General features: G+C 49.2%; 30 protein-coding genes and 1 tRNA gene. 21 read left to right on the top strand and 10 right to left on the bottom strand.

The window, feature by feature from the left end:
• The first annotated feature begins 29 nt into the window (after positions 1-29).
• Entirely contained in the window at positions 30-503 is a 474-nt protein-coding gene (locus tag ACJJJB_RS06830; protein WP_444946924.1) for an FAD-dependent oxidoreductase, read from the top strand.
• A gap of 116 nt (positions 504-619) precedes the next feature.
• On the opposite strand, the gene ACJJJB_RS06835 is transcribed toward ACJJJB_RS06830, so the two are convergent.
• The gene (locus ACJJJB_RS06835) at positions 620-1,420 is read right to left on the bottom strand and encodes a potassium channel family protein (RefSeq protein WP_282950768.1); all 801 of its coding nucleotides are present in this window, start codon (positions 1,418-1,420) and stop codon (positions 620-622) included.
• A 165-nt stretch (positions 1,421-1,585) separates the two neighbouring features.
• Here ACJJJB_RS06835 and ACJJJB_RS06840 point away from each other — a divergent pair, with 165 nt between their 5' ends.
• The 5 genes from ACJJJB_RS06840 (at position 1,586) to ACJJJB_RS06860 (ending at position 5,739) form a co-directional block, all read left to right on the top strand.
• Entirely contained in the window at positions 1,586-1,888 is a 303-nt protein-coding gene (locus ACJJJB_RS06840; protein WP_282950767.1) for a hypothetical protein, read from the top strand.
• A 960-nt stretch (positions 1,889-2,848) separates the two neighbouring features.
• Complete coding sequence (locus tag ACJJJB_RS06845) at positions 2,849-3,376, top strand: SMI1/KNR4 family protein (RefSeq protein ID WP_282950766.1); 528 nt, start codon at positions 2,849-2,851, stop codon at positions 3,374-3,376.
• Positions 3,377-3,763: 387 nt separating this feature from the next.
• Positions 3,764-4,501: a hypothetical protein gene (locus tag ACJJJB_RS06850; RefSeq protein WP_282950765.1), complete on the top strand. Its 738-nt coding sequence runs from the start codon at positions 3,764-3,766 to the stop codon at positions 4,499-4,501.
• Between the two features lie 260 nt (positions 4,502-4,761).
• The gene (locus ACJJJB_RS06855; protein ID WP_282950764.1) at positions 4,762-5,445 is read left to right on the top strand and encodes a hypothetical protein; all 684 of its coding nucleotides are present in this window, start codon (positions 4,762-4,764) and stop codon (positions 5,443-5,445) included.
• A 30-nt stretch (positions 5,446-5,475) separates the two neighbouring features.
• On the top strand, positions 5,476-5,739 hold the full coding sequence (locus ACJJJB_RS06860; protein WP_282950763.1) for a hypothetical protein: 264 nt from the start codon (positions 5,476-5,478) through the stop codon (positions 5,737-5,739).
• 145 nt (positions 5,740-5,884) lie between these two features.
• On the opposite strand, the gene ACJJJB_RS06865 is transcribed toward ACJJJB_RS06860, so the two are convergent.
• From ACJJJB_RS06865 to ACJJJB_RS06900, 8 genes are all read right to left on the bottom strand, one after another.
• Entirely contained in the window at positions 5,885-7,036 is a 1,152-nt protein-coding gene (locus tag ACJJJB_RS06865) for a hypothetical protein (protein WP_445365945.1), read from the bottom strand.
• A 102-nt stretch (positions 7,037-7,138) separates the two neighbouring features.
• Entirely contained in the window at positions 7,139-7,990 is an 852-nt protein-coding gene (locus ACJJJB_RS06870) for a DUF2971 domain-containing protein (protein ID WP_444901724.1), read from the bottom strand.
• 1 nt (position 7,991) lies between these two features.
• Entirely contained in the window at positions 7,992-8,465 is a 474-nt protein-coding gene (locus tag ACJJJB_RS06875; RefSeq protein WP_282950758.1) for a hypothetical protein, read from the bottom strand.
• Positions 8,466-8,923: 458 nt separating this feature from the next.
• Positions 8,924-9,139, bottom strand: coding sequence for a hypothetical protein (locus ACJJJB_RS06880; RefSeq protein ID WP_282950757.1), 216 nt, complete (start codon positions 9,137-9,139; stop codon positions 8,924-8,926).
• Positions 9,139-9,657, bottom strand: a complete 519-nt coding sequence (locus tag ACJJJB_RS06885) for a hypothetical protein (RefSeq protein ID WP_282950756.1) — start codon at positions 9,655-9,657, stop codon at positions 9,139-9,141. Before ACJJJB_RS06885 ends, ACJJJB_RS06880 begins: the two co-directional genes overlap by 1 nt.
• Before the next feature lie 209 nt (positions 9,658-9,866).
• A tRNA-Ser gene (locus ACJJJB_RS06890) sits at positions 9,867-9,954 on the bottom strand.
• Positions 9,955-10,119: 165 nt separating this feature from the next.
• Positions 10,120-13,137 (bottom strand): ribonuclease E, encoded by a 3,018-nt coding sequence (rne, locus tag ACJJJB_RS06895; RefSeq protein ID WP_444945127.1) that lies wholly within the window; start codon positions 13,135-13,137, stop codon positions 10,120-10,122.
• Between the two features lie 625 nt (positions 13,138-13,762).
• A complete protein-coding gene (locus tag ACJJJB_RS06900) occupies positions 13,763-13,942 on the bottom strand; it encodes a hypothetical protein (protein WP_157533707.1) in 180 nt (59 codons plus the stop codon).
• Between ACJJJB_RS06900 and rluC the strand changes: the two genes are divergently transcribed.
• On the top strand, positions 13,941-14,936 hold the full coding sequence (gene rluC / locus ACJJJB_RS06905) for a 23S rRNA pseudouridine(955/2504/2580) synthase RluC (protein WP_157533708.1): 996 nt from the start codon (positions 13,941-13,943) through the stop codon (positions 14,934-14,936). The genes ACJJJB_RS06900 and rluC overlap by 2 nt on opposite strands.
• Before the next feature lie 13 nt (positions 14,937-14,949).
• Positions 14,950-15,594, top strand: a complete 645-nt coding sequence (locus ACJJJB_RS06910; protein WP_020415198.1) for an HAD-IA family hydrolase — start codon at positions 14,950-14,952, stop codon at positions 15,592-15,594.
• On the opposite strand, the gene ACJJJB_RS06915 is transcribed toward ACJJJB_RS06910, so the two are convergent.
• Positions 15,569-16,183: a Maf family protein gene (locus ACJJJB_RS06915; RefSeq protein ID WP_020415199.1), complete on the bottom strand. Its 615-nt coding sequence runs from the start codon at positions 16,181-16,183 to the stop codon at positions 15,569-15,571. The two genes, ACJJJB_RS06910 and ACJJJB_RS06915, sit on opposite strands and share 26 nt — an antisense overlap.
• A gap of 108 nt (positions 16,184-16,291) precedes the next feature.
• Here ACJJJB_RS06915 and ACJJJB_RS06920 point away from each other — a divergent pair, with 108 nt between their 5' ends.
• From ACJJJB_RS06920 to ACJJJB_RS06980, 13 genes are all read left to right on the top strand, one after another.
• A complete protein-coding gene (locus tag ACJJJB_RS06920) occupies positions 16,292-16,834 on the top strand; it encodes a YceD family protein (RefSeq protein WP_282950752.1) in 543 nt (180 codons plus the stop codon).
• A gap of 74 nt (positions 16,835-16,908) precedes the next feature.
• A complete protein-coding gene (gene rpmF / locus ACJJJB_RS06925; protein ID WP_020415201.1) occupies positions 16,909-17,103 on the top strand; it encodes a 50S ribosomal protein L32 in 195 nt (64 codons plus the stop codon).
• A gap of 3 nt (positions 17,104-17,106) precedes the next feature.
• Positions 17,107-18,153 carry a phosphate acyltransferase PlsX gene (plsX, locus tag ACJJJB_RS06930; protein ID WP_282950751.1) on the top strand — a complete coding sequence of 349 codons (1,047 nt, stop codon included), beginning with the start codon at positions 17,107-17,109 and terminating at the stop codon, positions 18,151-18,153.
• A gap of 53 nt (positions 18,154-18,206) precedes the next feature.
• Entirely contained in the window at positions 18,207-19,151 is a 945-nt protein-coding gene (fabD, locus tag ACJJJB_RS06935; protein ID WP_445365946.1) for an ACP S-malonyltransferase, read from the top strand.
• A gap of 46 nt (positions 19,152-19,197) precedes the next feature.
• Entirely contained in the window at positions 19,198-19,953 is a 756-nt protein-coding gene (gene fabG, locus ACJJJB_RS06940; RefSeq protein WP_020415204.1) for a 3-oxoacyl-ACP reductase FabG, read from the top strand.
• 223 nt (positions 19,954-20,176) lie between these two features.
• Positions 20,177-20,413, top strand: a complete 237-nt coding sequence (gene acpP / locus ACJJJB_RS06945; protein ID WP_020415205.1) for an acyl carrier protein — start codon at positions 20,177-20,179, stop codon at positions 20,411-20,413.
• A gap of 191 nt (positions 20,414-20,604) precedes the next feature.
• Positions 20,605-21,846, top strand: coding sequence for a beta-ketoacyl-ACP synthase II (gene fabF / locus ACJJJB_RS06950; protein WP_282950748.1), 1,242 nt, complete (start codon positions 20,605-20,607; stop codon positions 21,844-21,846).
• 47 nt (positions 21,847-21,893) lie between these two features.
• A complete protein-coding gene (locus ACJJJB_RS06955; RefSeq protein ID WP_353375327.1) occupies positions 21,894-22,664 on the top strand; it encodes an aminotransferase class IV in 771 nt (256 codons plus the stop codon).
• Positions 22,661-23,722 carry an endolytic transglycosylase MltG gene (gene mltG, locus ACJJJB_RS06960; RefSeq protein ID WP_020415208.1) on the top strand — a complete coding sequence of 354 codons (1,062 nt, stop codon included), beginning with the start codon at positions 22,661-22,663 and terminating at the stop codon, positions 23,720-23,722. Before ACJJJB_RS06955 ends, mltG begins: the two co-directional genes overlap by 4 nt.
• Before the next feature lie 5 nt (positions 23,723-23,727).
• Positions 23,728-24,351: a dTMP kinase gene (tmk, locus tag ACJJJB_RS06965; protein WP_020415209.1), complete on the top strand. Its 624-nt coding sequence runs from the start codon at positions 23,728-23,730 to the stop codon at positions 24,349-24,351.
• Between the two features lie 78 nt (positions 24,352-24,429).
• The gene (locus ACJJJB_RS06970; protein ID WP_020415210.1) at positions 24,430-25,452 is read left to right on the top strand and encodes a DNA polymerase III subunit delta'; all 1,023 of its coding nucleotides are present in this window, start codon (positions 24,430-24,432) and stop codon (positions 25,450-25,452) included.
• 126 nt (positions 25,453-25,578) lie between these two features.
• Complete coding sequence (locus ACJJJB_RS06975; RefSeq protein ID WP_020415211.1) at positions 25,579-25,932, top strand: PilZ domain-containing protein; 354 nt, start codon at positions 25,579-25,581, stop codon at positions 25,930-25,932.
• A gap of 7 nt (positions 25,933-25,939) precedes the next feature.
• A complete protein-coding gene (locus ACJJJB_RS06980; RefSeq protein ID WP_445365947.1) occupies positions 25,940-26,716 on the top strand; it encodes a TatD family hydrolase in 777 nt (258 codons plus the stop codon).
• The last annotated feature ends 10 nt before the right edge of the window (positions 26,717-26,726 follow it).

The raw sequence follows: 26,726 nt of genomic DNA on the forward strand, positions 1-26,726 counted from the left end.
CATACTCAAAAACATTTACCTTAACACAAATGAAACCTGGTTTAGTCGCGGTATCTGTGCCGATCGGAGAGAACCGCTTTCGTTTTGTATCCAGTTGTGAGAATGCTTTGGAAGCATTTCCGCTGCCTCTGAAGATACACAAAGTTCGAAGCGAGGGTGTTTTTAAAGTCTCAGTTCGCCAAGCTGAGAGCTATTCAAAGGGCAGGATACATTTGGTTGGGGATGCCGCTCATTGCTGCATCCCAGTAGGTGGACGGGGGATGAACCTGGGGATTGCAGATGCAGTTGAGCTGGCTAAGCGTATGGCTGGAAATCCGCTGGATGGATATTCAGAGTTTCGGCAGAGGGAAGATAAAAAAGTTATAGCGATCACTGAGCGCGGTAGAAAAATCGTCACTGCGAAAACATTGGTTGCAAGAATGGAGTTCAATACAGTATTGGCGGCAGCCAAGTACTCACCATTTGTTAAGAGAAGGCTCAGCCGGTTTGTTGTAGAGTGTTAATCATTTGAACTGAAGTTTGATTCACTAATATGGCCATTATAGAATTTTCGTTGCTGGTTGGTCTTATCTATCTGGTGGGAGATATTTAAAGTTTGTATAGCGACACTGTTAATGGTCTAAAGCTCCTTTCTGACATGAGATTCTAGGGAATTGATATAGTCCATATATACATCATGATCGCGCCTGACTCCATCTGGGCTTATGCCCGCCATAATGTCGTTGATTAAATTTAATATAATTTCAGATAGTGTTTCCGTGGCGCTACTCAGTCCTTCAAGCCGTACAGATTGGCTTATATGGCTGTAAAAGAAATCTAATAGCTTTGTATCGTGAAGGTTTATGCTTAAGCAAGCCAGCTCTATTTGCCTGGCATATATTTTATACTCAGTCATTATCATTAGTCGGAATCTGGAATTTCTTGGTAGTATTTGCTTGATAATATTGATATTTACTTTGTTATTGGCCTCAAGATATTCCCTAAAGCCCATCATGTCATGCGGTGCTGGAGTTTTTTCTTTGTGTGTTGCCGATTTTATTTCGGTGGTGCAGTAGTCAGCTATGTGAACCCTAAAATAGTGGTATGCATTTTTCAGTTGTCCAATTCTTTTAATTTGTCTTAGTTTTTCCTGACGAGCAGACTGATATTTGGTGAATTCATTGAGAAGTAAGCCGAAGGTTGCAATTCCAAGTAGTGTTTCCATGGAGGTCAGCAGAAAGCCAAATTTGCTGACCGGATAAATCTCTCCATATCCCAATGTCGTAATTGTTACGATGCTGAAGTAGATACTCTTTGAAAAGCCGAGTTGCTCATTGAGGCAGGAGTTGCAGCTACTATAGATGGCAGCAAAAATAAAAATGACTGAGAAGTAACCTAGAAGTATTTTTTTCCAGGTCAGGAAGGAAAGAAAACGAGTCATTTATCCATTCCATGATCTCTAGTTTAAGGCCCTTATTTCTATTCTAGACTCTCCATGTGTAAGTAAAACATGCTTTTCCCTTAGTCATGCCCATGCGGATCAGGATTGCCGCGAGCATACCTTAGAAGACCGTTGGTGGCACCCACTGGTGGAGGTTTACTTATCATGGGAAACCTGGTTTTCGGCACCTTCACTATTCAGGGGGCAGATTCTACAATATCAAAATGCAGGCCAGCAAAGCTGGTGTGCCGTGTCTTACCCAGCGGTGAAAACAGCAAGCCGGGCTATTGCATCGCACTCGCCGGCAGCAATAGCCCCTGGTACAGCATCACAATGGCACTGTCGCTCGACAGTGGGCAGAAATTTGTCGAATCCAGCAGCACTAATGTGCAAGCGGTTGTGGGCGAGCTGGTAACCACTCTGGTCAAGCACAAACCAGAAATCCCCGACACATACAACTGCGTATAGGTGTAGTTGTATGATAGAGGCCGGACCTTGGAAAACTGCATCCTCGGCGAGTTGGTAAACCACCAGAGTGGGGCGCTGATCGGCAATTAAATTGTCATCTTTGGCGAGGCGAATAAATCAGCTCAGGCATTTGGTAATTGGGCTATTTCCTGCGCGGACGTCTCGGCCCCACTATTGCAGAGCACCCAGCGGCGGCCGCTTTGTATTGATCGAAATTACATCAGTACAGAGCGATGCAACCTTAGCTAGACGCTAAGCTCTCGCGCTACCAGTTCAGGCTTGGCCAAGGAAACTACAACCAACAGCCAGTTTACTGGTGCCAGCCAAGGGTATATTTAGGGAAATTGATGTTCCTTCTATATCTAAAGAAAGTGTATTCATTTGAGAAAGAAGGATTTCCTTAAGGTTAGTGGAGGATAAACAGTTACCGAAGATCAAACAGAAGCATATGAAAAAAATTGTTTAATCACGGAAAGAGCCAAATTTCTATTAGGTATTGGTGTGACGGCAGAGCCCGACCTCGAAGTAGGTAATTCTGTTTTCCGTGCATGTGTGGGAAGTTTGCATTTGCTTGTCCATGGTGCTTCAAAACTAACAGCTATAAAAAGTGCTAAAGCCTGGTTGGAGAAAATAGCAACAAAAGTTGAAGAGAATAAACAGCGAAGTTCTTGATGTATCCAATTGGCGTAGCCGCCCTAATATTTTGTTCTGCCTCAGTAGTTTTTATCATAGGCTTATAGGTATCCATTTTTTCTGCTGAGGGCGTGCCCAGTTCTGCGAATTCTCAAGGATAAATTTAAAGGGGAAACAATTTTGTTAGCCCCGTTTTCGAGTATTTTTGCTGAAAGGAGAGATCTAGTGAAAAGAGATAGTCTTATCTTAGCTTCTTATTGATTTAGGTAATGATAAAATTTGCCTTTAAGATTCTTCTTAATGCAGAATGTGACCTTGGTGTTACAATTGAAGGGTTTTAATATGGGACTTTCGGCAAAGTTATCTGAATATGCAGCAGCACTTGCAAGCTCTAGATATAGATTCGACCCAAATGAATTTGGGTCGGATTTACAAGCTATTTGTGAGGTCGAAAAAAGTATAGGGTTAAAATTTCCGGCAGCCTACGTTGATTTCCTCAGTGTTTTTGGAAGGGGCCCAAAGTGGTTAGATGAACTACGCGGGTTTCAGCTTATTGATGAGCTGGTAAAGTTTCAAGAGGAGGTTAGGGAAGAGTTAGAAGAGGAGGGTGATAGTGATAAATTACCAGGTAGTAGTTTCGTTTTTAGGTGTATAGATGGTGCTGAACTACTTTTCTTCGAGTGTGGTGGCGACGCTAATCCAATAGTACATGAAATAAGTTATGGAAGAGATGGAGCGGAAGTTAACCCCACGGGGGAAACATTGGAAGAGTACATAGAAATCGCAATTAGAGATCTAGTACGGGAAGCTAACGTAGATCCTAAGAAGTACATCCATCTATTTCCATACCTGTAGCGGTTCAAAGTTGATCTGACATTATCAATTTTTTCTATTGGTAGTAGTCAGGTCAGGTTTAATATACTATTACTCCCCTCTAGGCCTTTTTATCGTGATGAGTTCGTGCACTAGAATTTAGCGCATGATTCAACTTGCAGTTTGAATAACCATGTCAAAGACAGAATTCCGCTTTGAGGGTGAAATAAATATTTTATTCGACCCTCGTTACTATATCGTATTATTTTTGATTATATGCGAAAGTATTTAGATGTATAAATCGCTAATGTAAGCAGAAGTATGGCTTCCTTTAATTGTTGACCGACTATGTATGATACTTTAATATTTTTTAATCGAATTATATTCTGAAGGTTCCATTCCACAAGGATCTCCCCAAGGAGGGCGGAAGTGTCATTTATAAACGAATTGAAATCAATTGGCGATGAATTGGTTGGATATGGTGTTGCCCGTGAAACCGTCAAAGTCTTAATGACGGGTGTTGCTGCTAGGATATCTACCGATTGGAATTCTACCTTGAGAGATTTGCCTGGTCATTTGTACGAAATCACAAAGCTTAGGAAGCTTTACAGGACGGGTAGAGATGCATTGGAAAATGACAGCTATGGTGACCAATATTACGGGTCTGGACAAGGTGTTACTGTTACCCAGCAGAAGTGGTCCACGGCGACTTCTCAAAGAGGAGCCTTGAAAAATGTTGGTCTTGCATTGACACAACTTAGTGGTGCGAATGGTGAGTTGCCGCCTCCAGCCTCAAACAGGTTGATTGCGGATATAGTTATTGGAAATATCTCCGAGGAAAACTTTGAAGGGAAATTGAATAGTTATTTGGATACAGGTATCAAGAGTTTTGTAAAAAATGATATGCCAGAACAATATAAGAATAAAAACTGGGGAATTCGAGTTACTCACATAACTGATAGCGAGCAGGGTTTAAGTAGAAAGAAATTTTATTCATTTGATGCAGATGGCAATGTAACTCTAACAAAAAGTCAGGAAAAACAAAGAGAAGATATCAACGATGTTATTGGCATAATGATACTAGCTACTGATGAATATAATGAAAAGGGCAAGGACATACTTAAGAGGGAGGTTCAAGAGTTGGCCCAAAGTTTCCTGGTGGTTTAGACTTGACTTTGATAGGACACCTTCTGAATAACTACACACTAGTAAATTGTTAACGTGGACTGCTGTGCAGTCCCTTCTTTTTACCCTCTCTCTTTTTTCCATGCTTATAAACCATTTCCAGATGATTAAGAGCTAGTGTCTGATGATCTTGGTTTAACTCCGATAGGGTTCTCGTATAAATCAGGGTTTCTTCTTCACGGGCTCTGCTTGTCCCCATTCTGCACTATGCGGGGGCCTTTGGTTTTCCTCAACCGGGCACAGTGGTTGAAATAGATTTCGCCTATGGCCGGGCGGATAAACCATTTATTCGCACGGTGTTATCGCATGGGGTAGGGCTCCCAGCGCTCGACCGTGAAGATTTAATTTGGCAGCAATGCGACTCTGTACGGCAAAAGGTGGACGCCAGCGCAGAATGGAGCCGGGAAACGCACGGTGACATACGCGAGAAATCATTACGCAGAATTACAGAGGCTGCTGAAGTTAAAGCGAGCTGCGATAGCGAACATCGACAAGTGCGGGAACATTCCGTAGAAGAGGTGGCCGGCGTAAAAATAATTGAAGCCCTTGGAGCTTTACGTTTCTTATCTGCTGGCGGTCTGAACTTATCCGCTCTCGACAATCTAAATATTACAACAGCCAGTGATATTAATATTTCAGCGGGCCGTGACATAAAGGAGCAAATCGGAAATATTCGCGAATCAGTGGCCAAAGTCCGCCAAACTATCAAAGTAAAAGATGGCGGCAAGGTTTGGTTGGGCAGTGAATCTTTAAACGTGCTGAAAGTGCTAGAGGATTTAATAGGCGTAGTGTCTGCCCTGGCCGCCACCCTTGCGACTCACTCGCACCCTGGGAATGGGCAGAAGCCAACCCAAGAGGCGGCAATTAATGGGCACAAGAGCAGTGCAGATAGTTTGAAATCCCAGCTTAGCGCGGTGCGGGCTTAAGCTGGTTATACACTTAAAAGGAGAGAAGTTATGAATAATAGAGTAAACAGGTATGCCATTTTTGCCGAACGAGTCCACCTGATGAATGGTGGAGCGAAAAGCTATAGAGACTCTGCGCCAACTCAAGAGGCGGCAAAGGAGCTGGCGGAGGAGATTGCGAAATCAAAGAAGGCGGAGTTTTATTCCTGGCTGCAAATTCTGGATATTGTGACAGGCAAGTTTACTGAGTACTCGATTGAGCGGGGCGGGGTACTGGTGGAGAGGGAATACCCATGCTTAGGTGTGGGCTTGTGAATTTATAACTAAGTAAAGCACCACAGTGATCCGTGGTGCTTATCAAAATTATCACCCCGGAATCAGGAAAAGCCCCCGCATGGGATAAACGCTGTACCAGCATCGTATGTGGGTTAGAAGTTGCGAGCTAATACTGATTTTATTTTCATTGGGTGGCTTGTTCCCATTCATCCTCATCTATGATGTTGATCTCAACACATTCGTCTAAACTGCCTTCCGCTATTTCTTCACGGGTTTCAAATGAAGGATATAAATACTTCTCTGTTTTTGGACAAGAAAAAAATCTAAGGTGGTAGTCTATTTCTTGGTTAGAGTATGTATATCCTATAGCTGGCCCATCTAGCGCTTCATACCATTCACCAAATATACATATTAAAACTCGGTCATTTGGTGTTTTTTGGCGTCTATTGATTTGCCTAAACAAAGATCCAGAACGTTCATATATTTCTGCCATAGTAGATAAAAAGCTATGCATTGTAATATCGTTGGAGGATATTTCTAGTATCCCCTGAGTTATTTCTAGCAATTTTTCAAAGCTACCGAGTGTAAAAGTATCATCCTGAATGGATTTTGATATGTGGGAGTTTTGAGGAATTCTTAAGTCGTTTAAAGCTTTAATTAAAGTGTATCTTTGGTGTGCTAGCTGGATTTCTGAAAATGCATATGTGATCGAGCATTTACTAGCTTCCTTTGCAAATGAAATTAGATGTGTTGATGCAGATATTGGCCCTCCAGAATAATCGTATAGTCGTGTGTCAAAAGTGGTTACAGTACTCCCGGAAAACCAATCTTTATACATCGTTGGCTTGTTGTGAAAGGTGATCTGAAATTTTTCTTCATAAAAATTTATAAGAGAAAAAAATGTTTCTTTGTGTTGAAAAAACTGACTAAAGGCTGTCTTAGCTTGTTCGTGCTCCCAGAGTTCACGATTTCTTGATAATTCGTAATTATGTGTCTTATTGGCATTTGAGATTTGAGTGGCTGTTTGCTCACTACGAAATACAAGGGCAATAACACCAAGGACTGCAAGAAAGCCTGTACATATTTTTATTGCGGGTGAAAAATATATAAAGAAATTGTTGATGCAGTTCATAGATATGCAAGCTTCATATCTCGCACCCTCTCCGGTTGTTTGAATTTCCAGTAATATAGAAATCGTCACTATTGAAGTGAGTGTGACAATTATTCCTATATACAATGTGTATGTAAATAAGGGGTATTCCCAGAGTGAGGCGTCTTCTTTTACTTCAGATTTGGTTAGTATGCTGACCATTTTTTCGTGAAGACTTCTGTGCATATCAAGACCCTTCTTTAACATCCTTTATGTTTATCTAGAAACGGTTGCTTTAATTCTTTGTTTTCTGTGAGTGGGGGGCTTTGAGGTTCTTGTTCCCTTTTCTTATCGAAGTGGTGTGTTTGACTTTTCTATATCGAATTTCAGTTTTTTATTATGATTCTTAAATTCTTCAAGTGCCAACATGTTTAGGTCTGTATCACCCTGTGGCCCGATGTGTACTTTCTTTACGAGGGTGTCGATACCCTGAAGTTTGATGTAAGGCACTAAGCCTCCTTTCGACTTCCTGAAGTGAACTTCTGGATCTTCTTCTAGTCTTGCTCTAAATTCACTGTTCTTGCTTTCTGTTTTTGGTTTTGCGAATTTAAATATCCTTGTTTCCCTTTCATCTATGTAGTCAGGGTGTTTGTTAGTCATCTTAATTTTATTTATTTCTGCTGAATAGCGAATTCCCGGAATTATACGGTATGCTTTTTCCCAAGCAGATTCATGAATTATATATTTCTGTGGTCCGGCACCTTTTTCATAGTCTGCATTGATGCGATTTGCTAAATTTTTCCATTGGTTGATAGTCTTTTTTTTGTTGTAATTGCATTTTTCAAGTTGAAAGCCAGATATATCGTTGAGTTGAGCCATGTCAAAACCTATGCAGTATCCACCTTCTTTCGGGCAGTAACCACGCCACTGACTTAAAATGTTTTCTTCAGAGAAAGATCCAACATATATTCTACCGCCCCCATCTATATGATTTTCTTGCATTAGCTCTGAAAGAATATCTATGCTGTGATCTTTGTTACATTCACTTAGTATTTCGCTACTAAATTCACTTAGTATAGCTTCTGCGTATTTTCCTTCAGTGTGATCATTGAGGAAACGATTGTCAGTCAGCCAAAATTCACCTTCACCGATAATTCCGTGAAGTCCATTGATATCAGTGTAGTGATAGATTAATCCCACTTTACATCTGTCCTTTCGTTTTTAACTGGTTTGATAATGAGGTTTCAAAGAGTGTGAAAGCTAAAAAATGATTGTTGCCTGGATCAGCTAGTTGAAGGTCAATAGTAATTGAATCCTCTTCAAGCCTTAGAGCAAGGGAGGTGAAGTGCTTGCGAGACTGCTTGAAGTGTTTACCGTTCCATTGGCAGCTGGCTTTAACTCCTCCGGGTTGATCCTCTAAGGAGTTGTACATAATTTTTGACCCTAATTTTTTATTTTGGATTTGAATATTACAGCGGTTGCTAGATGATTCACCTAGCGTAATCTGGATGCCGTCATCAGCGCTCCTGGCTTCTATGATTTTGAGTCGATCTGATTCAATTTCTACTAGGTTATCTATCGTTGGATAGATTTCAATTTTCTTCATTGCGTCTTGGCAACCCGATAAAGCGACCAAATACGCACTTACCTTTAAAAACCCCGTAAAAATACGCATTACCAGTTCCCTCTGATTATCTGTGATCAATAATTGTGCAGCAAAAAGGGGCGTCGGTCACTCCTCCCCACGCCTGCCGATTTTGGGCACTCTTTTAGTTGATGAAATGGCACAAGAGGCTAGGGCCTGAGCTGGTGCGGGGCCTGCAGCCAATGGGGATTTCACAAAATGAAAGGTTTTGAAGAGCTTTGAACAGATTTTTCACTGATCAGAACCTCAGAATACTGGTACGGGCTACAAGGGAAGAGGGCGACAGGAGCATCTTTGTAGCTAGGGCTGGCGCGCTCTGGCTTGATTCGTAATGGCAGCGTTGGACAGGCGGTTATCTTGTGCCTTTACCTTTCTTGATCTCAGCTAACGCCTTTGAGATTGCTTTCTTTGCCTTTGTGTACGAACTTTTGGGATCTGCTTCATTGGGCAGAACAGTGAACTGTTTTTCTTTGTCGGTTAGCGCCTTGTTACTCATCGTCATGGTCCTTATCGAGATCAATGATCATTTTTCCGTCTTTGTCACTTTTGCCGGATGCCAAGCCTTCAGGCTCTTTGATCTTGCCTTTCTCTGCTCTCATTTGTTGAGCCAGCTTCTTTAGCCCAGCTTTTGCTCGCTCTTCTTTGGAAAGCCCTTTGAGCTTTTCATCATGAGCAGTATTGAAGTCTTTGATTTTGTCATTCATCAAATAATTCTCCGGGTACAGCTGTCGCTTTTGGGGTCGTACTGGAACCCTTTGTTTTCATAGTAATCTCGGACATCACTATTTATGGGGTGCATGATTTTCACATGCGTAGCGCCGAGAAGAGTGGCATAGGCGTATAGGGCCAAATAGGTTAGGTCTAAATGTGGTTCCCCAGCTTCTGGTGATTTCTCGATGTAGTCCAGCCTTAGCCCTGTAGCATGATAGGTTGGGCGCCCCATAGCGAAGCCTACTAGACGGTTCCCAGCCCAAGTAGCAGATTCAAATCGTTTAGGGAACTTGAGTTTCCAGCTTATCCAGGAAGAAGGCCAGTCCCAATCAACCTTCCGGTTGGGATGATTCTCCCAATGCCGGAAAGCCGCGTAGGAGGCGCTATCGACAAGTGCAAGGCGGGTATCCGGTAGATCCAGTGCCTCATTGGCCATTTGGATCGATTGCCGTCTGAGTTCGGTATACCTGCGCTCTAGTTCCTCGCGCATGCTTAGCTTATAGGCTGCCATATAAACTCCTTTTCAAATGGCTTTCTGCTTTTTTCTTTCAGCTTGGAGATGGGTACCGGCGCCATGAAGGCATGCACTTCCCGCCTCCCTGGCAGTAAGAGATATTTTTGCGTTGAGACTTTGTTGAGACGTAAACGAAAAAGGGCGGTACCAAGGAAATTGGTACCGCCCTTCGATGCTTGTAAGTCTATGATTTACAAGACTTTATATGGCGGTGGGGCAGGGATTCGAACCCTGGGACCTGTTACAGTCAACGGTTTTCAAGACCGCCGCTTTCGACCACTCAGCCACCCCACCAAATTGTGCTGCGCATTATACATAGCTTCGTGCTACATACAAGCGCCATTGTGATTTTTTTTAATTAGTTCAATAGGTTAGGTGGTTTATTGACCAGTCCCGACAAATACGTCGGGCATAAATAGCCGCCAGTCCCAGAGGGGCTGGCGGCTCTAGTGGCTTTACTTAGCCAGCTTCTGCAGAATTGCGGTCGCTACCATCCTCGGTGGTTACCCGTGTCGTCTGGCGGGCCAGGCGCGGATCATTGGCCGGGCGGGACAGTGAGCGCGGGCTGTGAGAGATCGCTGCAGGTTGGGCGGTGTCCAGTGGTTGCTGGGAGCCTACCTGGCGGTGCTCAGTCACAATGGCAAGTTCAAGCAGAGGCTTGGGGTTGATGCGAGGGTCATTGCTGGCACGGCCTTGAGCGGCGGGAGTGGTAACTTTTTCAGAAGCTTCAGCTTCTGCGGCCACAACTTCTACCTGGTCCGTAACTTCGCTGGTTTCGCTGTGCTGCTCCAGTATTTCTGCTACCTCATTGGCTTCGGACAATGCGATTTCCTCGGCATCTTCCGGTTCGGCCTGGGTTGCTTCTGCTGCAGTCAGAGTTTCTGCGGTTGGTGTTGCCTCAACTGCCAGTTCTTCTCTGGCTGGAGCTGTGCTTTCTGTTTCTACTTGAGTCGCAGCAGGTCCTTCAGCTGGAACTTTTACTGCAGGTTCTGGCTTGGCAGCGAGAGTTGCTTGTTCTTTTTCCTTTGTGGGTGCCGGAGTCGCTTCCGCTGCAGGGGTAGAAGCCCTTTCAACTTTTGCAGTAAATGCAGCGTAGGGTTCAGCTCGCTTGGGCTCGATAGAGGCTTCCGCTGCGACCTCAGTTTTCACAGGCGCAGGTGAACGCTCAGGGATCTCTACTGCTGGCTTGGGTTGCGCCTGGGTAGATTTTGGTTTTTGTTCCCGGCGCTCGCTCTTGCGCATGGGTGTTTCGCCATGGTTTTCTGCAGTAAATTCCTTGGACTTCCTGGCTTCGCTTTCCGCTTCATCAATGGCTTCATTGACTTCGCGATTCAGCTCTTCCTGGCTCTGGGCTACGGCAGCTGCAGCAGTATTTTCTGTGCGGCGGCCGCGGCGGCGGGCCTGTGGGCGACCGCGTACATTGCTTGGGCGGCGCGCAGGGCGCTGTTCGCCGCTATCACCTGTCTGCTCAAAGGATTCGCTAGTGCTCTCGTTCTCAGCCACTACACTGCGGCTTTCATCCCGGCGGCGATTGTCATTGCTGCGACGACGGCGGCGGCGGCGCTGACTCTCGCCACGCTCGGCGCCGGTTTCGCGATCTTCAAATTGCTTGGTCTGTTGTTTCTCTTCCCGCTGATCTTCACGTTTGGAATCATCACGGCGATCGTCTTTGCGGCGCGTAGGGCGGCCATTGCGGTTACCGCGACCACTGCGTTGGTTGCGATTACGGTTGCGGTCGCGCTGGTAATCCTTGCCGCGGTTTTTAGATTTTTGGTGCTTTTTAGGCTCTGTCTCTTCGCTCTTGAAGAGAGAGGCAATTGCAGTCATCAGGCGGCTGAACAGGCCCGGCTCTGGCTTTTTCTCCGGAGTGGGGGCAGGTGCGGTGTGGGCAATCTGCTGTACGGCCGGCTGGGCTGGAGTGCGCTGCGGCTTCTCATCTTTTTTGGTGATGGTTTCTTCCACAGTACCGGAAATCTTGTAAGAGGTTTCCAGGGTTGCGGTGTCGTCATCACGCAGACGCTGCACTTCAAAGTGCGGGGTCTCGATATCCGCATTGGGTACTACAACTACACGGGTTTTATTGCGGGACTCGATTTGGGAAATAGCCTTGCGTTTTTCGTTGAGCAGGTAGGTGGCGACATTCACAGGGGTGATGGCGCGAATTTCTGCGCTACGCTCCTTTTTGGCTTCTTCTTCCACCAGGCGGAGGATAGAGAGAGCCAGGGATTTGGTGCCACGAATAGTGCCCTGGCCGCTACAGCGGGGGCAGACGCGGAAGGTCGTTTCCCCGAGGGAGGGGCGCAGGCGCTGGCGCGACATTTCCAGGAGGCCAAAGCGGGAGATGCGTCCAACCTGTACTCGGGCGCGATCCATGCTGAGCGCTTTTTCCATGCGCTTTTCAACTTCGCGCTGGTTGGATTTGCTCTGCATATCGATAAAGTCGATAACAACCAAGCCGCCCATATCGCGCAGACGCAGTTGTCGGGCGATTTCGTCTGCTGCTTCCAGGTTAATGCTGCGGGCCGTTTCCTCGATGTCTCCACCTTTGGTGGCACGGGAGGAGTTGATGTCGATGGAAACCAGTGCCTCGGTAACATCGATTACGATAGAGCCGCCGGAAGGTAGTTTCACTTCCCGCTCGAAGGCTGTCTCTATCTGGCTTTCAATCTGATAACGGTTAAAGAGTGGAATGGCATCTTCGTAGTACTTTACTTTATTTGCGTAGTGAGGCATTACCTGGCGGGCAAATTCTGCTGCCAGTTCGAAGGCGCCTTTGTCGTCAACAATCACTTCGCCAATATCGTCACGCATATAGTCGCGAATAGCGCGGATGATGACATTGCTTTCCTGGAAAAGAAAATGCGGTGCTTTGGAGGTGTCCGCCTCTTCTTTTATGGCTACCCACAGTTTCAGTAGGTAGTTGAGGTCCCATTGCAGCTCTTCACCGCTACGACCCACACCTGCGGTGCGCACAATTATGCCCATGCCTGAGGGCACCTCAACGCTGGCCAGGGCATCGCGCAGTTCCGAGCGCTCGTCACCTTCAATGCGGCGGGAGATACCGCCAGCGCGAGGATTGTTTGGCATCAGTACCAGGTAGCGCCCGGCAAGGCTAACGAAGGTAGTTAGGGCGGCGCCTTTGTTGCCGCGCTCTTCCTTGTCTACCTGTACGATAACTTCCATGCCTTCTTTGACGACATCTTTAATCTTGATGCGGCCTTCAATGTCTTTGGGCTGCTTGAGGAAGTATTCGCGGGAAATTTCTTTCAGAGGGAGGAAGCCGTGACGCTCTTCGCCATAATCAACGAATGCGGCTTCGAGAGAAGGTTCTACGCGGGTAATCTTGCCCTTGTAGATATTGGCTTTTTTCTGCTGACGTGTTCGGTTCTCAATATCCAGGTCATACAGCCACTGGCCGTCCACCAGGGCTACACGCAACTCCTCAGGCTGGGTTGCGTTGATTAGCATTCTTTTCATGCGTGTCGTTTTCCTTGCGTTGCGCAAAGGTTTGACACCGTTGTTCGCAGACTTGCTTGTTGGCCGCCTACCGGAGAGGACCGGAAAGCGGGGCAGGGAATTGGGTGGCACTGGCTCTGCCGCAAATTCGATCTACGCGGCTTTTTGAGACGAGTGTTCGCCCATTGTTCTCACTGCAAAAACTCCGGATAAGCCTCACGATGCTGCTATCCGTTGGCGCTATTGGTTAGCACCGTTCTTCCTTAAGTACCTTTTGCTAGTACCGCCCTGTACCTGTGCCATAGGCTTCCATGGCCGGGTTGGGCGCCACCCTTCGGTCAGTTTCTAGCTGGGTGGCAAGGTTTGCGTCATCAATACGGGCTCTGTAGTTCGGCTTTTGGCCGATCTGTGTGTTCTATATTTTGTTCACCGGGCACGTGGAAGCTGGAACACCCGGGTAGCCAGTGCGGTCGCTGGCATTATTTTCTACAAAGCGGGACGCAAGTTTATGAGTCGTCCTTTCAAGCGCTGCGGGTCACGGCCCGTCTTACCTTCGCGATATTTACCCACCTAACAGTGGGCTGTTTTGCTGCTGAGGCCCCCATAGGGTTCTCGTTTTGGGAGGCACTCATCAGCTAAGTTTCTATCAATGACGCGGCATTCCCGCGCACCGGCCGAACAGCGGTATTTTCTCTGAAGCCATGGCTGTCTCTTCATGTGGGAAGTTGCCAGTGGCCGAAAACCAGCGGAATTCAGGCCGGCCGAATATAGCACGGGCAGGAGGGTGCTTCAATTGTCCCTGCTGCGGCGCTATGATGCGCGTCATGCGAAGTATACCTCCCCAAAAACCGGCTGAGGCCGATAGCCCCTCTGATACCTGGAACCCTTCTGGCGGCGTGCAGTTTTTAACTGTGCCGGATGAGTTGGCAGGGCAAAGGATTGACAACTTTTTACAGGCGCGCCTTAAAGGTGTGCCCCGTTCAAGAATCTATCGAATCCTGCGCAAGGGTGAGGTAAGAGTAAATAAAGGACGGGTTAAGGCGGAATACAAGTTGGTGGCGGGGGATGTGGTGCGTGTGCCGCCAATCCGTGCAGCCGAGCAAACTCCGGCCCCTGTTGCAGGAGAGCAGCTGCGCCAGCTGGTGAAAGAATCCATACTATATGATGATAATGGGTTAATGGTGATCAATAAGCCTGCAGGCCTTGCGGTGCATGGCGGCAGTGGCGTGCGCCTCGGCTTGATTGAGGTGTTGCGGCAGATGTATCCGCAGAGTCGCTTTATAGAGTTGGTACACCGTCTCGACCGTGATACTAGTGGTGCCATTATGGTGGCGCGCAAGCGTGCCGTTTTGCAGCATGTGCAGTCAGAATTGCGTAACGGCCAGATAGGCAAGTCTTATCTGGCGCTGGCCGTGGGCAAATGGCCTCGAGGTCGGCGGTTGGTTGAGGCTCCCCTGCGTAAAAACACCCTAAAGAGTGGGGAGCGTATGGTGTCAGTACACCCTGAGGGTAAGCCCTCAGAGACACGCTTTCAGTTGCTTGAACGTTTCAAGGCGGCCACTTTGGTTTCGGCGGTGCCAGTGACCGGGCGTACTCACCAGATCCGGGTTCACGCACAGTTTGTGGGTTGCCCTTTAGCTGGGGATGCTAAATATACCCCAGATGACACAAACCGGGAGTTTCGCTCCCGCGGGCTAAAGCGTCTGTTTCTCCACTCCGCTTCGGTCCGTTGTTCGCTCCCCAGCGGTGAGAGGGTGCATGTTGAAGCGCCCCTGCCCGGCGAGTTAGAGGCGTTGTTGAAGAAGTTGCGGGAAGAATAGGTCTGCTGGTTGTATGTTGGTTATTCTCGATTGGGATGGCACAGTTTGTAATTCTGAGTCGCGTATTGTCGCTTGCATGTTGCGAGCGGCTGAGCGGGTAGGGTTGCCGGTCCTGGCACCTGAGGCGGTAAGCAATATTATCGGACTCGGCCTGCCAGAGGCTGTGGCAACACTTTTCCCTGAAGCTGTAAGTGAGGATAAGCTGGCTTTGCGGCAGTTTTACTCAGAGGAGTGGATGGCTGCGAGGGTGGAACCCTTGCCGCTTTTCAATGGGGTGTTGGATACCCTCGATAAGCTGCTTTGTGCCGGACATCAGCTGGCAGTGGCGACAGGTAAAAGTCGCCGGGGCCTCAATCGCGAGTTCAAAGAGCATGGAATGGGGCATTTGTTTGTCGCTAGTCGCTGTGCCGATGAGACTGCCTCCAAGCCTGATCCACTGATGCTAAGCGAGTTGCTGTCTGAAACCGGCCATAAGGCTGAGGAAGCTGTCATGGTTGGTGATACGGTTTACGATTTGGACATGGCAGCGGCTATTGAGATGCCGTCCATCGGTGTTAGTTATGGCGCCCATTGCCCTACCAGGCTGCAGGAATGTCGGCCCAAGGCCATAATTGATGAGTTCTCAGGCCTGCTTAGCTGGCCGCCTTTGGTTCCCTAGTTGCTGGTGCTAGTGGGCTGATGCCGAATTCACCAAGGAAATCTACCAGGCGAATCAGGGGGAGGCCCACCAGAGTGTTGATATCTGAGCCCTCTAGTTTTTCAAAGAGCGTGATACCTAGCCCTTCAACTTTGAATGAGCCCGCGCAATCGTAGGGCTCCTCCAGATCTATATAGCGCTCTATCTGCTCCATACCGAGCTGGCGGAAGTAAACGGTGTAGATTTCTACTGAGCTCAGTTGTCTCTTGGTCGTACTGTTAAGCACGGATAACCCGGTGAAGAAGGTAACTTTGTTGCCGGAGCAGGCGCGGAGTTGGGTGATTGCCCGTTCGCGGTTACCTGGCTTGCTCAGGATGCGGCCATTGCACTCTGCTACCTGATCGGAGCCAATAATCAGCGATTGAGGGTTCTTTGGCGCCAGTGCGTGAGCTTTTTCCTCAGCGAGCCTCAGGGCTAAAGCGTTGGCACTCTCCCCGGGTTTTGCCTCCTCATTTATCTGGGGTGCAATATGTTCAAAGGAGAGGTGCAATTGCCCTAGTAATGCTCTGCGGTAGGGGGAGCTTGAGGCCAGTATCAGTGAAAGAGACATTCCAGGGGGTGTTTCCGTAATTGATTGGTCGAAGTTTGTGACCGCGCGATACTGCAGCGCCTTAATTGTTTTGACAAGGGTAGAGTGAGTCCATAGAATTGCGCGCTTATGTCGATAGCCCCCTCAAAATCAGTATTACCAAAGAGCATTGATGCTCGGAAATTGGTGCAGCGTGAACAGTATTTAGACGGTATTTTGCCGTGGGAACCACTGGATCGACTGCGTACAGCCGTGGAATCTGTGGATGGGGAGGTCGTGTCTGAATTGCAATTTGGGCGCGATCTGCAAGGTCATCTCACTGTAAACGGCAAAGTGTCGTGTACTGTTGAGCTGCTGTGCCAGCGCTGCCTGCACCCAGTGCGTGAGCAGATTGAGGCACAGTTTTGCTGGGGTATCGTTTGGTCTGAGGAGCAGGGTAAAGCCCTCCCCAAGGATCTGGATCCGGTGATCCAGGAAAGCGAGGAGCTAAACCTGCACCAGATCCTTGAAGATGAAATTTTGCTCAATCTGCCGATGGTGGCTTATCACGATGAGGAATGCGTCTCCAGGGACAGTTTTCATGTCGGTGAGGAGAAAGCGGAGGCGGGTGAGCAACGAGAAAACCCCTTTAAAGTGCTGGAGCAGTTGAAGGGTTCTTCGGGTAAGTCCTAGATTTATTCGAGGAGTTTGGGCTCGCCGGTAGGCGCCCCGGTTCCAGTGAAATTTGTTTATTTTAGGAGCTAGCAATGGCTGTTCAACAAAACAAGAAGACTCGTTCCCGTCGCGGCATGCGCCGTTCTCACGACGCCCTGGGTGCTGGTGCAACTCTCTCTGTGGACCCTACCACCGGTGAGAAGCATCGTCGCCACCACGTGACCAAAGACGGTTTCTACCGCGGTCGCAAGGTGATTGAAATCGGCGGCGGCTCCGAAGAAGAGTAAGCCTTGTCCAGCCAATTGCGATTGGCCGTGGATGCAATGGGCGGGGACTTAGGTCCCCGCTCTGTCGTTCCGGCCTGTATTAGATTTCTTCAAAATTTCCCCAATGCGCAGCTGAAGTTATTTGGCCCTCGCGCGCAGCTTGAGACTCTGATCCTTGAGTTTCACAAAACCCGATTTTCTAACCGTCTTGAAATAGTCGATTGCGCCCAGGTTGTTACGCAAGAGTGTAATCCGCTGCAGGCCGTGCGACGCAAGCGTGGCTCCACTATGGCAGAGGCCTTGAAGGCGGTTGCCAGTGGTGATGCCCAGGCTATGGTTACCTCGGGAAATACCGGCGCGCTGTTGGCCCTGAGTCGTAGCATACTGGGTAATATTGATGGCGTTCGAAAGCCCGCGCTGGGCAAATCGGTCCCTTCCGGCCACGGCTCCTGCTATCTTTTGGACCTCGGTGCGAATGTTGGTTGTAGCGCGGAAGATTTGTTGCAGTTTGCGCGTATGGGTATTGAAGCTCAGCACATTCATACGGCTATCCCCCGCGAGAGTATTGAGGTCGCTTTACTGAATATTGGCTCGGAGGCACACAAAGGGACTGCTGAGATTCGTCGCGCTTCAGAGCTGCTTGAGGCGGATCCAGAGGTCAACTATGTGGGCTTTGTGGAAGGGCACGACATATTTACCGGTTCTGTCGATGTGGTTGTCTGCGATGGGTTGATGGGAAATGTGGCGATGAAGTCCGCTGAGGGTGTGATTCGACTAATGGGTCAAAAAGCGTTCACTATCGAGAAAAAGGGGTGTTTCAAGCGTTTTTTTGGCCAATTAGCCATAAAGCTGTTGCGAAAATGGCGTACACAGGTGGAACCCGCTCGCTATAATGGCGCCAGCTTTGTAGGGGTGAAGGGCAACGTGATCAAAAGTCACGGAGGAGCCAGTAGCGAGGCTTTTTACCGGGCAATGGTGACGGCGAAGGAATGTGCTGATGCCAACCTGGCCGCCAAGGTTGGTGCCGCTATGGCCCAGGCTGGCGAGCGAAACTCAAAGGAAATGGGGTAGGAAGTACGTTCCCCCTCCTACTGAAATTTGCCAAATAGGTTTAAGGATATCTTATGACCAATGCTGCGCTTGCATTTGTCTTTCCGGGGCAGGGATCTCAGAAGATCGGTATGCTTTCTGAGATTGCTCAAGAGGCTCCCGAAATCCAGGCCACTTTCGCCGAAGCTTCAGAGGTTCTTGGTTATGATCTGTGGGATCTCTGCCAGAACGGTGAGCAAGAGGCGATCAATCTCACTCAGCGCACCCAGCCTCTTCTTTTGACTGCCAGTGTAGCCCTGTATCGCCTGTGGCGTGCCCGTGGGGGAGCCCAGCCTGCTCGTATGGCGGGGCATAGCCTGGGGGAGTGGTCTGCCCTGGTTTGTGCTGGAGTGCTGGTCTTTAAAGATGCAGTGCATCTTGTTCGGGAGCGCGGTCGTTTGATGCAGGAAGCGGTTCCTGTGGGTACAGGTGCTATGGCTGCAGTGATAGGTCTCGAAGATGAGGCTGTGGAAGCTGCTTGTGCCAGTGCTGCAGAAGGTGAGGTGGTTTCCGCTGTAAATTACAACTCTCCTGGGCAAATAGTGATTGCCGGCAATAGCGCAGCGGTTGATCGTGCTATAGAGGCCTGCAAGGCTGCCGGCGCTAAGAAAGCAATGTCCCTGCCGGTAAGTGCCCCGTTCCACACAGAGTTGATGCGCCCAGCGGCGGAGAAGCTTGCTCCCCAGATTGAAGCGGCGGAATTTAACACACCTGAAATTCCGGTTGTGCACAATGTGCATGCGGGAGTTGAACCGGATCCTGCCGCAATTAAGGCTCTAATGATTGAGCAAATCTATCGCCCGGTACGCTGGACTGCATGTACCCGCAAGATTATCGCCGATGGCGCTGCGCAGTTGGTTGAGTGTGGGCCAGGCAAGGTGCTGGCTGGATTGACAAAGCGTATTGATCGCAGTGTTGCTTGCCACAACATCGACAGCCCCAGTAATTTCAATGAGGCACTGAGAGCTACAGCGGTCTGAGTAGTGTTTTGGCGACTGCCATTGGTTGAATAAGGATAAAGCGAGTATGAGCCTAATGATTTCCCTGGAGGGCAAAGTAGCCCTGGTTACCGGTGCCAGCCGCGGTATTGGTGCGGCAATTGCAGATATGTTGGGTAGCCTGGGGGCAACAGTGGTCGGCACTGCCACCAGTGAAGGCGGTGCTGAAAAAATTAGCACGCGCTTTGCTGAAAAGGGTATCAAGGGAGCTGGTATGGTGCTTGATGTTACCAGTGCGGAGAGTATTGCCGGACTTCATGCTGCCATAAAGAATGACTTTGACGTGCCAACGATTTTGGTAAATAACGCAGGTATCACTAAAGATAACCTGCTGATGCGCATGAAGGACGATGAGTGGGATTCTGTTGTTGAAACTAACTTATCTGCAGTTTTTCGTATGACCAAAACCTGCTTGCGGGATATGACCAGGGCTCGCTGGGGGCGAATTATTAATATCAGCTCTGTAGTCGGTAGCATGGGTAATGCCGGACAAAGCAATTATGCGGCTACTAAAGCGGGTGTTGCTGGTTTTGCGCGGTCCCTTGCAGCCGAGATTGGTTCTCGTGGAATTACCGTAAATACTGTGGCTCCGGGTTTTATTGATACAGATATGACCAAGGTGTTGCCAGAAGCTCAGCGCGAAGCGCTACTTGGTAAAATCCCCTTGGGCCGTCTTGGTCAGCCCGAAGAAATCGCATCTGTGGTAGCCTTCCTGGCAAGCGATGCCGGAGGATATGTCACTGGTGAGACAATTCATGTCAATGGCGGCATGTACATGACCTGATGTTTGTTTAAAAATACTTCTTTAACTCATTGATTTTAGGAGTATTTTGTTATTTGCTGATGGTGGTGCAGGGCCGTACATTACATCCCTAAAAACTTGGGGTACAATGGCCTCTGAATTATCCAAAAGCTGTGTGAGCCGGTCGTTATCACCGTCAATTAAGTTGGTGAAATAACAATAACGACTAAAACAGATTTTTACCCACTAGGAGTTAAATTGAATCATGAGCAGCATTGAAGAGCGCGTTAAAAAGATCGTTGCTGAACAACTGGGCGTGAAGGAAGAAGACGTAAAGCCTGAAGCCTCTTTTGTTGAAGATCTGGGCGCGGACTCACTCGACACAGTTGAGCTGGTTATGGCTTTGGAAGAGGAATTCGAAACTGAAATCCCTGACGAAGAAGCCGAAAAAATCACTACTGTTCAGCTGGCAATGGATTATATCAAGGACAACCTTGGTTAATTCCTGCTGGGTAGTTTAGGCGCGAACAGCATAGTGTCTGTACGTAGCCAAGCGATTCTGAGAGCCGTTCTATGTTACATAGCGCGGCTCTCTTTTTATGAGCACTATGGAATTGTGACTGCTGGCCGAATGTTGTTTCCCTCACCGTACGGGGGGAGTGCAGCGGCCGCAAGAGTTTCGGGGGGACCGCAGTGTCGCACAGAAGAGTTGTTGTAACCGGAATGGGCGTAGTCAGCCCGTTGGGTAACACCGTAGGAGAAACTTGGTCTGGCATTCTGAAGGGGGCCATTGGCGCAGCTCCGATAGAAACCTTTGATGTTTCAGCTTTCTCAACCCGCTTTGCAGCTACGGTAAAAGATTTCGATCCCACTCCTTATATGCCCGCGAAAGATGCGCGCAAGATGGATACTTTTCTGCAATACGGTTTGATTGCAGGTATCCAGGCTATGCAGGATAGTGGTCTGGAGGTGAGTGGCGAGGGTGCCCAGCGCATGGGGACCTGCATTGGCTCCGGAATGGGTGGCATTATGGCCATCGAAGACAATGCGATGTTAATTGCGGAGAAGGGACCTCGCCGCGTATCGCCTTTCTTTGTGCCTGGTGCCATTATTAATATGGTCGCTGGTAATCTGTCTATTAAGTACGGCCTGCGTGGGCCGAACCTTGCGGTGACCACGGCGTGTACAACAGGCACTCATGCGTTGGGCCTTGGCATGCGTACGATTCAGTATGGTGATGCCGATGTGATGGTGTGTGGTGGTGCAGAAATGGTGACCACTCCTGTCGGGCTCGGTGGATTCTGTGCAGCTAGGGCGCTCTCGACACGTAACGATGATCCCCAAACTGCCAGCCGTCCTTGGGACAAAGGCCGGGATGGTTTTGTTCTGGGTGAGGGGGCTGCAGTACTTGTGCTGGAAGAGTATGAGCATGCCAAAGCACGTGGTGCGAATATCTATGCGGAATTGAGCGGTTTTGGTATGAGTGGTGATGCCCACCACATGACGTCGCCACCGGAAGATGGTGCGGGTGCGGCGCTATCTATGCAGAATGCGCTCAAGGATGCAGGCATGAATGCTGATGAGATCCAGTATATCAATGCCCATGGCACCTCCACTCCTCTGGGGGATAAAGCGGAAATCGAGGCTGTTCAGAAGGTTTTTGCAGGTAACACTGAAAAACTAGCTGTTAGCTCCACTAAGTCTATGACAGGTCACCTTTTGGGCGCTGCCGGTGCGATCGAAGCGGTATTCTCTGTGTTGGCGCTACGTGACCAAATAGCCCCGCCCACGATGAACCTCTATGAACCAGATGAGGCGTGCGCCGATATTAATTTAGTGCCCCAAGAGGCGCAGCCAACAGCCATTGAGTCTGTGTTATCCAACTCCTTCGGGTTTGGTGGCACTAATGGCTCGCTGATTTTTAAGCGAGTCTGACCCTGCCTGCCCGCCGTAGGGCGGGCAACTCTCACCCCGAGGAGAGTATGTCCAAGTTGCCGCAGTTCTACCGAAAAGGGCGCCGGGCTAGCGAACTGGTGCCCGATAGTGACTATGCAAATGGAATCCTCGAAACCATGCGTTGTCACAACGGAAGTCTGCCGCTGTGGTCTCTACACCGATCTCGGCTGGTACGCAGCTCTGCCCTCAGCGCACTGCTTCTTTCTGATATTGACCGCTTTATTAAAAAATTGGCTGCTAAATGTAGTCAAAATGCAGCAGTTGCACGACTTCGTGTAGGGTTTGTCGATGGGCGTGAGTGCTGGGACTTAGCTTTCCTGCCCCTGATGCGCGGTCTTGAAGAGGAGCTTGGTGCTCGCCTGTATCCTTGCCACACTAGGCTGCTCAGCTCGGAAAGTAAGAACTTGGGCTGCAAATTTTTGGATCGCAGTCGATATAATGCTGCGAGAGCCGAGCTGCCTGATGGTGAACGCCTCGACGGTTTGATATTTGATGATTCGGGCCGAGTAATTGAGAGCCTGCGCTGTAATCTCTTGGCGAGATTTGGAAATACTTGGGTAACTCCAAATTTGACCAGGTGTGGTGTTCATGGGGTTATGCTGGATTGGCTTTCCGGTCATATCCGGTGGCAGGAGCAGGATATGAACATCGAGACATTTTGTGAGGCAGATGAAGTGGTCCTGTGCAACAGTGTTCGCGGAGTAATACCTGTTGTCGAGATTATTGGCTATAAAAGTTGGTCGATAGGACCTGGTGCGCGGAGGTTACAGCAGTTGATCGTGGAAGCATTGTGGTGAAGAAAAAGCGGGCCGGCGCCCTCGGTAAGTTATGGAAGGCCTTTTTTGCCAGCGTTCTCCTGGCGTGCGTGCTGGTGGCAGCTTCTGCATGGGTGCTGCAGGCAGCCTTGGCGACACCGCTTCAGCTGCAGGAAAGCGGTTTACAGTTGCAGGTAGAAAAGGGCGGTAGTCTTTCGAAAACCCTCCGGGAGTTGAAGACCAAAGGTGTAATCAACTGGCCGCGCCTGGTTCTCGCCTACGCCTACTGGGAAGGTAAAACCGATATTCACTCCGGGGAATATCTGGTGCCCCACGGTAGCACTGCTATGGATCTGATTGCGCGCCTGAATAGAGGAGAGGTCACCAGTTACCGGGTGACTCTGGTTGAGGGCTGGACGTTTCGACAAGCCCTGGAAAAAATCAGGTCCGGGCGGAATATTGTAAAATCTGAAGCGGGCAGAACTGTCAGCGCTGCAGCTAAAGCACTGGGGCTTGACGAAGGCGCTGTGGAAGGGTGGATCTTCCCGGATACTTATGTTTACCGATCCGGTACTACCGATATCGAACTCCTGCGAGAAGCTTATGAGCGTATGCGGCAGGTTCTCGAGGAAGAGTGGCAGGCTAAAGGGGATGACCTTCCTTACAAGTCCCCCTACGAGGCACTGATTATGGCTTCGCTGATAGAGAAGGAAACCGGGCAGCCTTCCGAGCGCAGCGAGATTGCGGGGGTTTTTGTTCGCCGGTTGCACAAGGGAATGAGGTTGCAGACAGACCCCACCGTGATTTATGGGCTGGGAGAGGATTATGATGGTAATCTCACCCGCGCCCATTTGCGCCAATCGACTCCTTACAATACTTATGTAATCGATGGGCTTCCACCTACACCGATTGCTTTGCCTGGACGTGCAGCTATTAGGGCTGCATTAAACCCGAAGCCGGGCAGGAGTCTTTACTTTGTGGGGAAGGGGGATGGCTCCCATCATTTTTCGACAACTCTGACAGAGCACAACCGTGCAGTGCGAGAGTATCAGCTGAAGCGACGAGCGGATTACCGCTCCAGTCCAGCAAAAGGAAATTAGTTACAGTGTCGCGCGGAAAATTTATAACCCTGGAAGGGGGTGAAGGTGTTGGTAAATCAACCAACCTGAAATTTATTACCCAATGGTTAACAGACCGTAATATTCCGTTTATTCAAACCCGTGAGCCTGGCGGTACGCCTTTGGCAGAACAGTTGAGAGAATTGCTCCTGGCGAAGCGTGAAGAGCCTGTGAATCCGACCGCTGAGCTGCTGATGGTGTTCGCAGCACGTGCCCAACATCTGGCCCAGGTTATCCTACCTGCGCTGGAGCGTGGTGAGTGGGTAATCTGTGATCGCTTTACAGATGCCACTTATGCGTACCAGGGTGGTGGTCGCCAACTGGACCGGCCACTGATTGAACAACTGGAAAATACTGTACAGGGTACATTGCGTCCCGACAAAGTATTGCTTTTGGACCTCGATCCGGAGATTGGCTTACAACGAGCAGCGAATACCGGTGCTGCCGATCGTTTTGAAAGTGAGCATTTGGGCTTCTTTCAACGAGTGCGTCACGCCTATCGCAAACGTGCCGAGGCTTCACCTTCCCGCTACGCCATCATTGACGCCGGACAGCCCCTGCAGCAGGTGCAGCGGGATCTTGGCCAGGAGCTGGAGCGCCTGCTGATTTGATTCGGATATCCGCTTTCTTTGGCAAAGTGGGCGTGTTCATTTAAAAAAATTTCCTGGATCTAAACTTGGCAATTGTCAGTGTCTGAAACATTTCAACATATACCTATCCCCGAGCTGTTGCCCTGGCAGGCCTTGCAGTGGCAGCGCATTGGAGCCCAGTGGCGGGCAGGGCGCTGCCCACATGCTTTACTGCTAACAGGGCAGGCTGGCCTGGGTAAACGCGCATTTGCTGAAGCTTTTTCTGCGTTGGTGTTGTGTGAACAACCGCAGGGTGGCCAGGCTTGTGGAGGCTGTAAAGATTGCCGCTTGTGGCAGGCTGGTTCCCACCCAGACTTCCTGAGAATAGAACCGGAAAAAGCCGGTTCTCCACTTAAGGTGGAGCAGGTTCGCCAATTGGGTGATTTTGTCTCGCGGACTAGTGGCCGCGGTGGGGCGCGGTTGGTCTGGCTGGCACCGGCGGAAGCGATGAATATCAATGCTGCTAATGCCCTGCTAAAAAATCTTGAAGAACCGGCGGCATCGGTTATTTTTTTGCTGATTAGTGATTCTCCTGCTGGGCTGTTGCCAACGATCCGCAGCCGTTGTCAGTCGATTACTTTTCCCTCTCCAGCAGAGGAAGTGGCTTTGCAGTGGCTGCACAATCAAGGCCTGGAAGAACAGCTGGCACGGCGTGCGCTGGCTCTGTCTGGTGGTGCGCCCCTGTTGGCGGCTGAGTTGGCAGAGCCCCAAGCCCGTGAAGTACGTGAAAAGTTCCTGCGGGAGCTCACGAGTATTGCTGAAGGGCGCACCAGTGCTGTTGCAGTTGCCGGGCGTTGGGAGGCTCCTCCGGAGTGCACAGAAATAGAGCAGCTTCTGCAGTTTTGGCAGCAGTGGATCTCGCAAATGGCCCAGGTACGCAGTTGTGATTTGACCGGTGATGCCCAATTAATGGCGCTTTTACAGCGTTTACCTGGTGGTGGGGAGGAGGGTTTGCGTCCTCTCTTTGGGTTCTATGATCACCTACTGCAAGCGCGCAAAGGGTTAAAGAGCGGGGCTAACCCCAATCGTCGCCTGCTGCTTGAGGAGTTGATGATTCGCTGGGCAAGGCTCTTTACTGTCTAGTGCCGCTTTTCAGTAGGTTGCAAATTTATAATTACAGGTGCGAAAAAGATGAAAAAGCGCTGTTTCTGGACAGAATCAGTACGCTCAGATAAGTTAGCGCATCATTGAAGAACATTGAGGTTGAGCATGAAAGCCATGGGAGGCGGTGCCCGCAACGGCATCCTATCGCTGAAGATTCAAGACAAGTCAGTTCTCTACGCGGCTTATATGCCCTTTGTGAAGAATGGTGGCTTATTTATCAGTACCGATAAATCTTACAGTCTTGGCGATGAAGTGTTCCTGCTGCTGAGCCTAATGGATGAGCCGGAAAAGATCCCGGTGGCAGGTAAGGTGATTTGGATTACTCCGAATGGAGCCCAGGGTAACAGAACTCCCGGGATTGGGGTTCAGTTTGGCGATAAAGATAATATTGCGCAAAACAAGATAGAAACCTATTTGGCCGGTACGCTTGAGTCCAGCCGACCCACTCATACGTTGTAACTTACACATGCTCGTAGATTCTCACTGTCACTTGGACAGGTTAAAGCTCGATAAATTTGATGGTGACCTCGATGCGGTGCTTGAATTGGCGCGCGATCGTGGTGTTGGTAAGTTCCTTTGTGTTGGCATCAGCCTCGATAATGCCGACGCAGTTGTTGAAATCGCTTCTCGCTACCGCGATGTTGTCTGTTCGGTAGGTATCCATCCGCTCGATGTGGAATCTGGTTTGGCCGGTGTTGACAAGTTGATAGCAATGGCCAAACGTCCCAATGTGGTAGCGTTGGGAGAGACCGGCCTTGACTACTATTACAGTACAGAAACCAAAGATGTTCAGCAGCAGAGTTTTATCGCCCATTTACAGGCTGCAGGGAGTGCGCAATTACCGGTAATTGTGCATACCCGCGATGCACGTGAAGATACTATCGATTTGATCCGTACACATGGAAACCTGGAAACAGCTGGTGTACTGCACTGTTTCACCGAAAACTGGGAGATGGCAAGATCCGCCTTGGATCTTAACTACTACATCTCTCTGTCTGGTATTGTCACCTTCAAGAATGCTGGGGAGCTCCGCGATGTTGCGCGTAAGCTACCACTGGACCGCTTGCTGGTGGAGACTGATTCTCCTTACTTAGCGCCGGTTCCCTACCGGGGCAAAGCCAATATTCCAGCTTATGTGCGTGAGGTGGCAGAATTTATTGCCGAATTGCGTGGCATCCCCTACGAACAGCTGGCTGAAATAACTACAGAAAACTTTTTCAGATTATTCCCGCGGGCAGCCTAGCCTGATCCCG

The sequence above is a fragment of the Microbulbifer variabilis genome (assembly GCF_052468405.1).

Coding starts and splice junctions, on each gene's coding strand:
- ACJJJB_RS06900 (WP_157533707.1), bottom strand. CDS start 13,942: ATGACGCGCATCATAGCGCCGCAGCAGGGACAATTGAAGCACCCTCCT.
- fabG (WP_020415204.1), top strand. CDS start 19,198: ATGAGCCTAATGATTTCCCTGGAGGGCAAAGTAGCCCTGGTTACCGGT.
- rne (WP_444945127.1), bottom strand. CDS start 13,137: ATGAAAAGAATGCTAATCAACGCAACCCAGCCTGAGGAGTTGCGTGTA.
- ACJJJB_RS06885 (WP_282950756.1), bottom strand. CDS start 9,657: ATGGCAGCCTATAAGCTAAGCATGCGCGAGGAACTAGAGCGCAGGTAT.
- fabD (WP_445365946.1), top strand. CDS start 18,207: ATGACCAATGCTGCGCTTGCATTTGTCTTTCCGGGGCAGGGATCTCAG.
- ACJJJB_RS06875 (WP_282950758.1), bottom strand. CDS start 8,465: ATGCGTATTTTTACGGGGTTTTTAAAGGTAAGTGCGTATTTGGTCGCT.
- ACJJJB_RS06830 (WP_444946924.1), top strand. CDS start 30: ATGAAACCTGGTTTAGTCGCGGTATCTGTGCCGATCGGAGAGAACCGC.
- ACJJJB_RS06880 (WP_282950757.1), bottom strand. CDS start 9,139: ATGAATGACAAAATCAAAGACTTCAATACTGCTCATGATGAAAAGCTC.
- ACJJJB_RS06955 (WP_353375327.1), top strand. CDS start 21,894: ATGTCCAAGTTGCCGCAGTTCTACCGAAAAGGGCGCCGGGCTAGCGAA.
- ACJJJB_RS06840 (WP_282950767.1), top strand. CDS start 1,586: ATGGGAAACCTGGTTTTCGGCACCTTCACTATTCAGGGGGCAGATTCT.
- acpP (WP_020415205.1), top strand. CDS start 20,177: ATGAGCAGCATTGAAGAGCGCGTTAAAAAGATCGTTGCTGAACAACTG.
- ACJJJB_RS06975 (WP_020415211.1), top strand. CDS start 25,579: ATGAAAGCCATGGGAGGCGGTGCCCGCAACGGCATCCTATCGCTGAAG.
- ACJJJB_RS06920 (WP_282950752.1), top strand. CDS start 16,292: ATGTCGATAGCCCCCTCAAAATCAGTATTACCAAAGAGCATTGATGCT.
- ACJJJB_RS06860 (WP_282950763.1), top strand. CDS start 5,476: ATGAATAATAGAGTAAACAGGTATGCCATTTTTGCCGAACGAGTCCAC.
- rpmF (WP_020415201.1), top strand. CDS start 16,909: ATGGCTGTTCAACAAAACAAGAAGACTCGTTCCCGTCGCGGCATGCGC.
- ACJJJB_RS06980 (WP_445365947.1), top strand. CDS start 25,940: ATGCTCGTAGATTCTCACTGTCACTTGGACAGGTTAAAGCTCGATAAA.
- ACJJJB_RS06865 (WP_445365945.1), bottom strand. CDS start 7,036: ATGCACAGAAGTCTTCACGAAAAAATGGTCAGCATACTAACCAAATCT.
- ACJJJB_RS06915 (WP_020415199.1), bottom strand. CDS start 16,183: ATGTCTCTTTCACTGATACTGGCCTCAAGCTCCCCCTACCGCAGAGCA.
- rluC (WP_157533708.1), top strand. CDS start 13,941: ATGCGAAGTATACCTCCCCAAAAACCGGCTGAGGCCGATAGCCCCTCT.
- ACJJJB_RS06910 (WP_020415198.1), top strand. CDS start 14,950: ATGTTGGTTATTCTCGATTGGGATGGCACAGTTTGTAATTCTGAGTCG.
- ACJJJB_RS06835 (WP_282950768.1), bottom strand. CDS start 1,420: ATGACTCGTTTTCTTTCCTTCCTGACCTGGAAAAAAATACTTCTAGGT.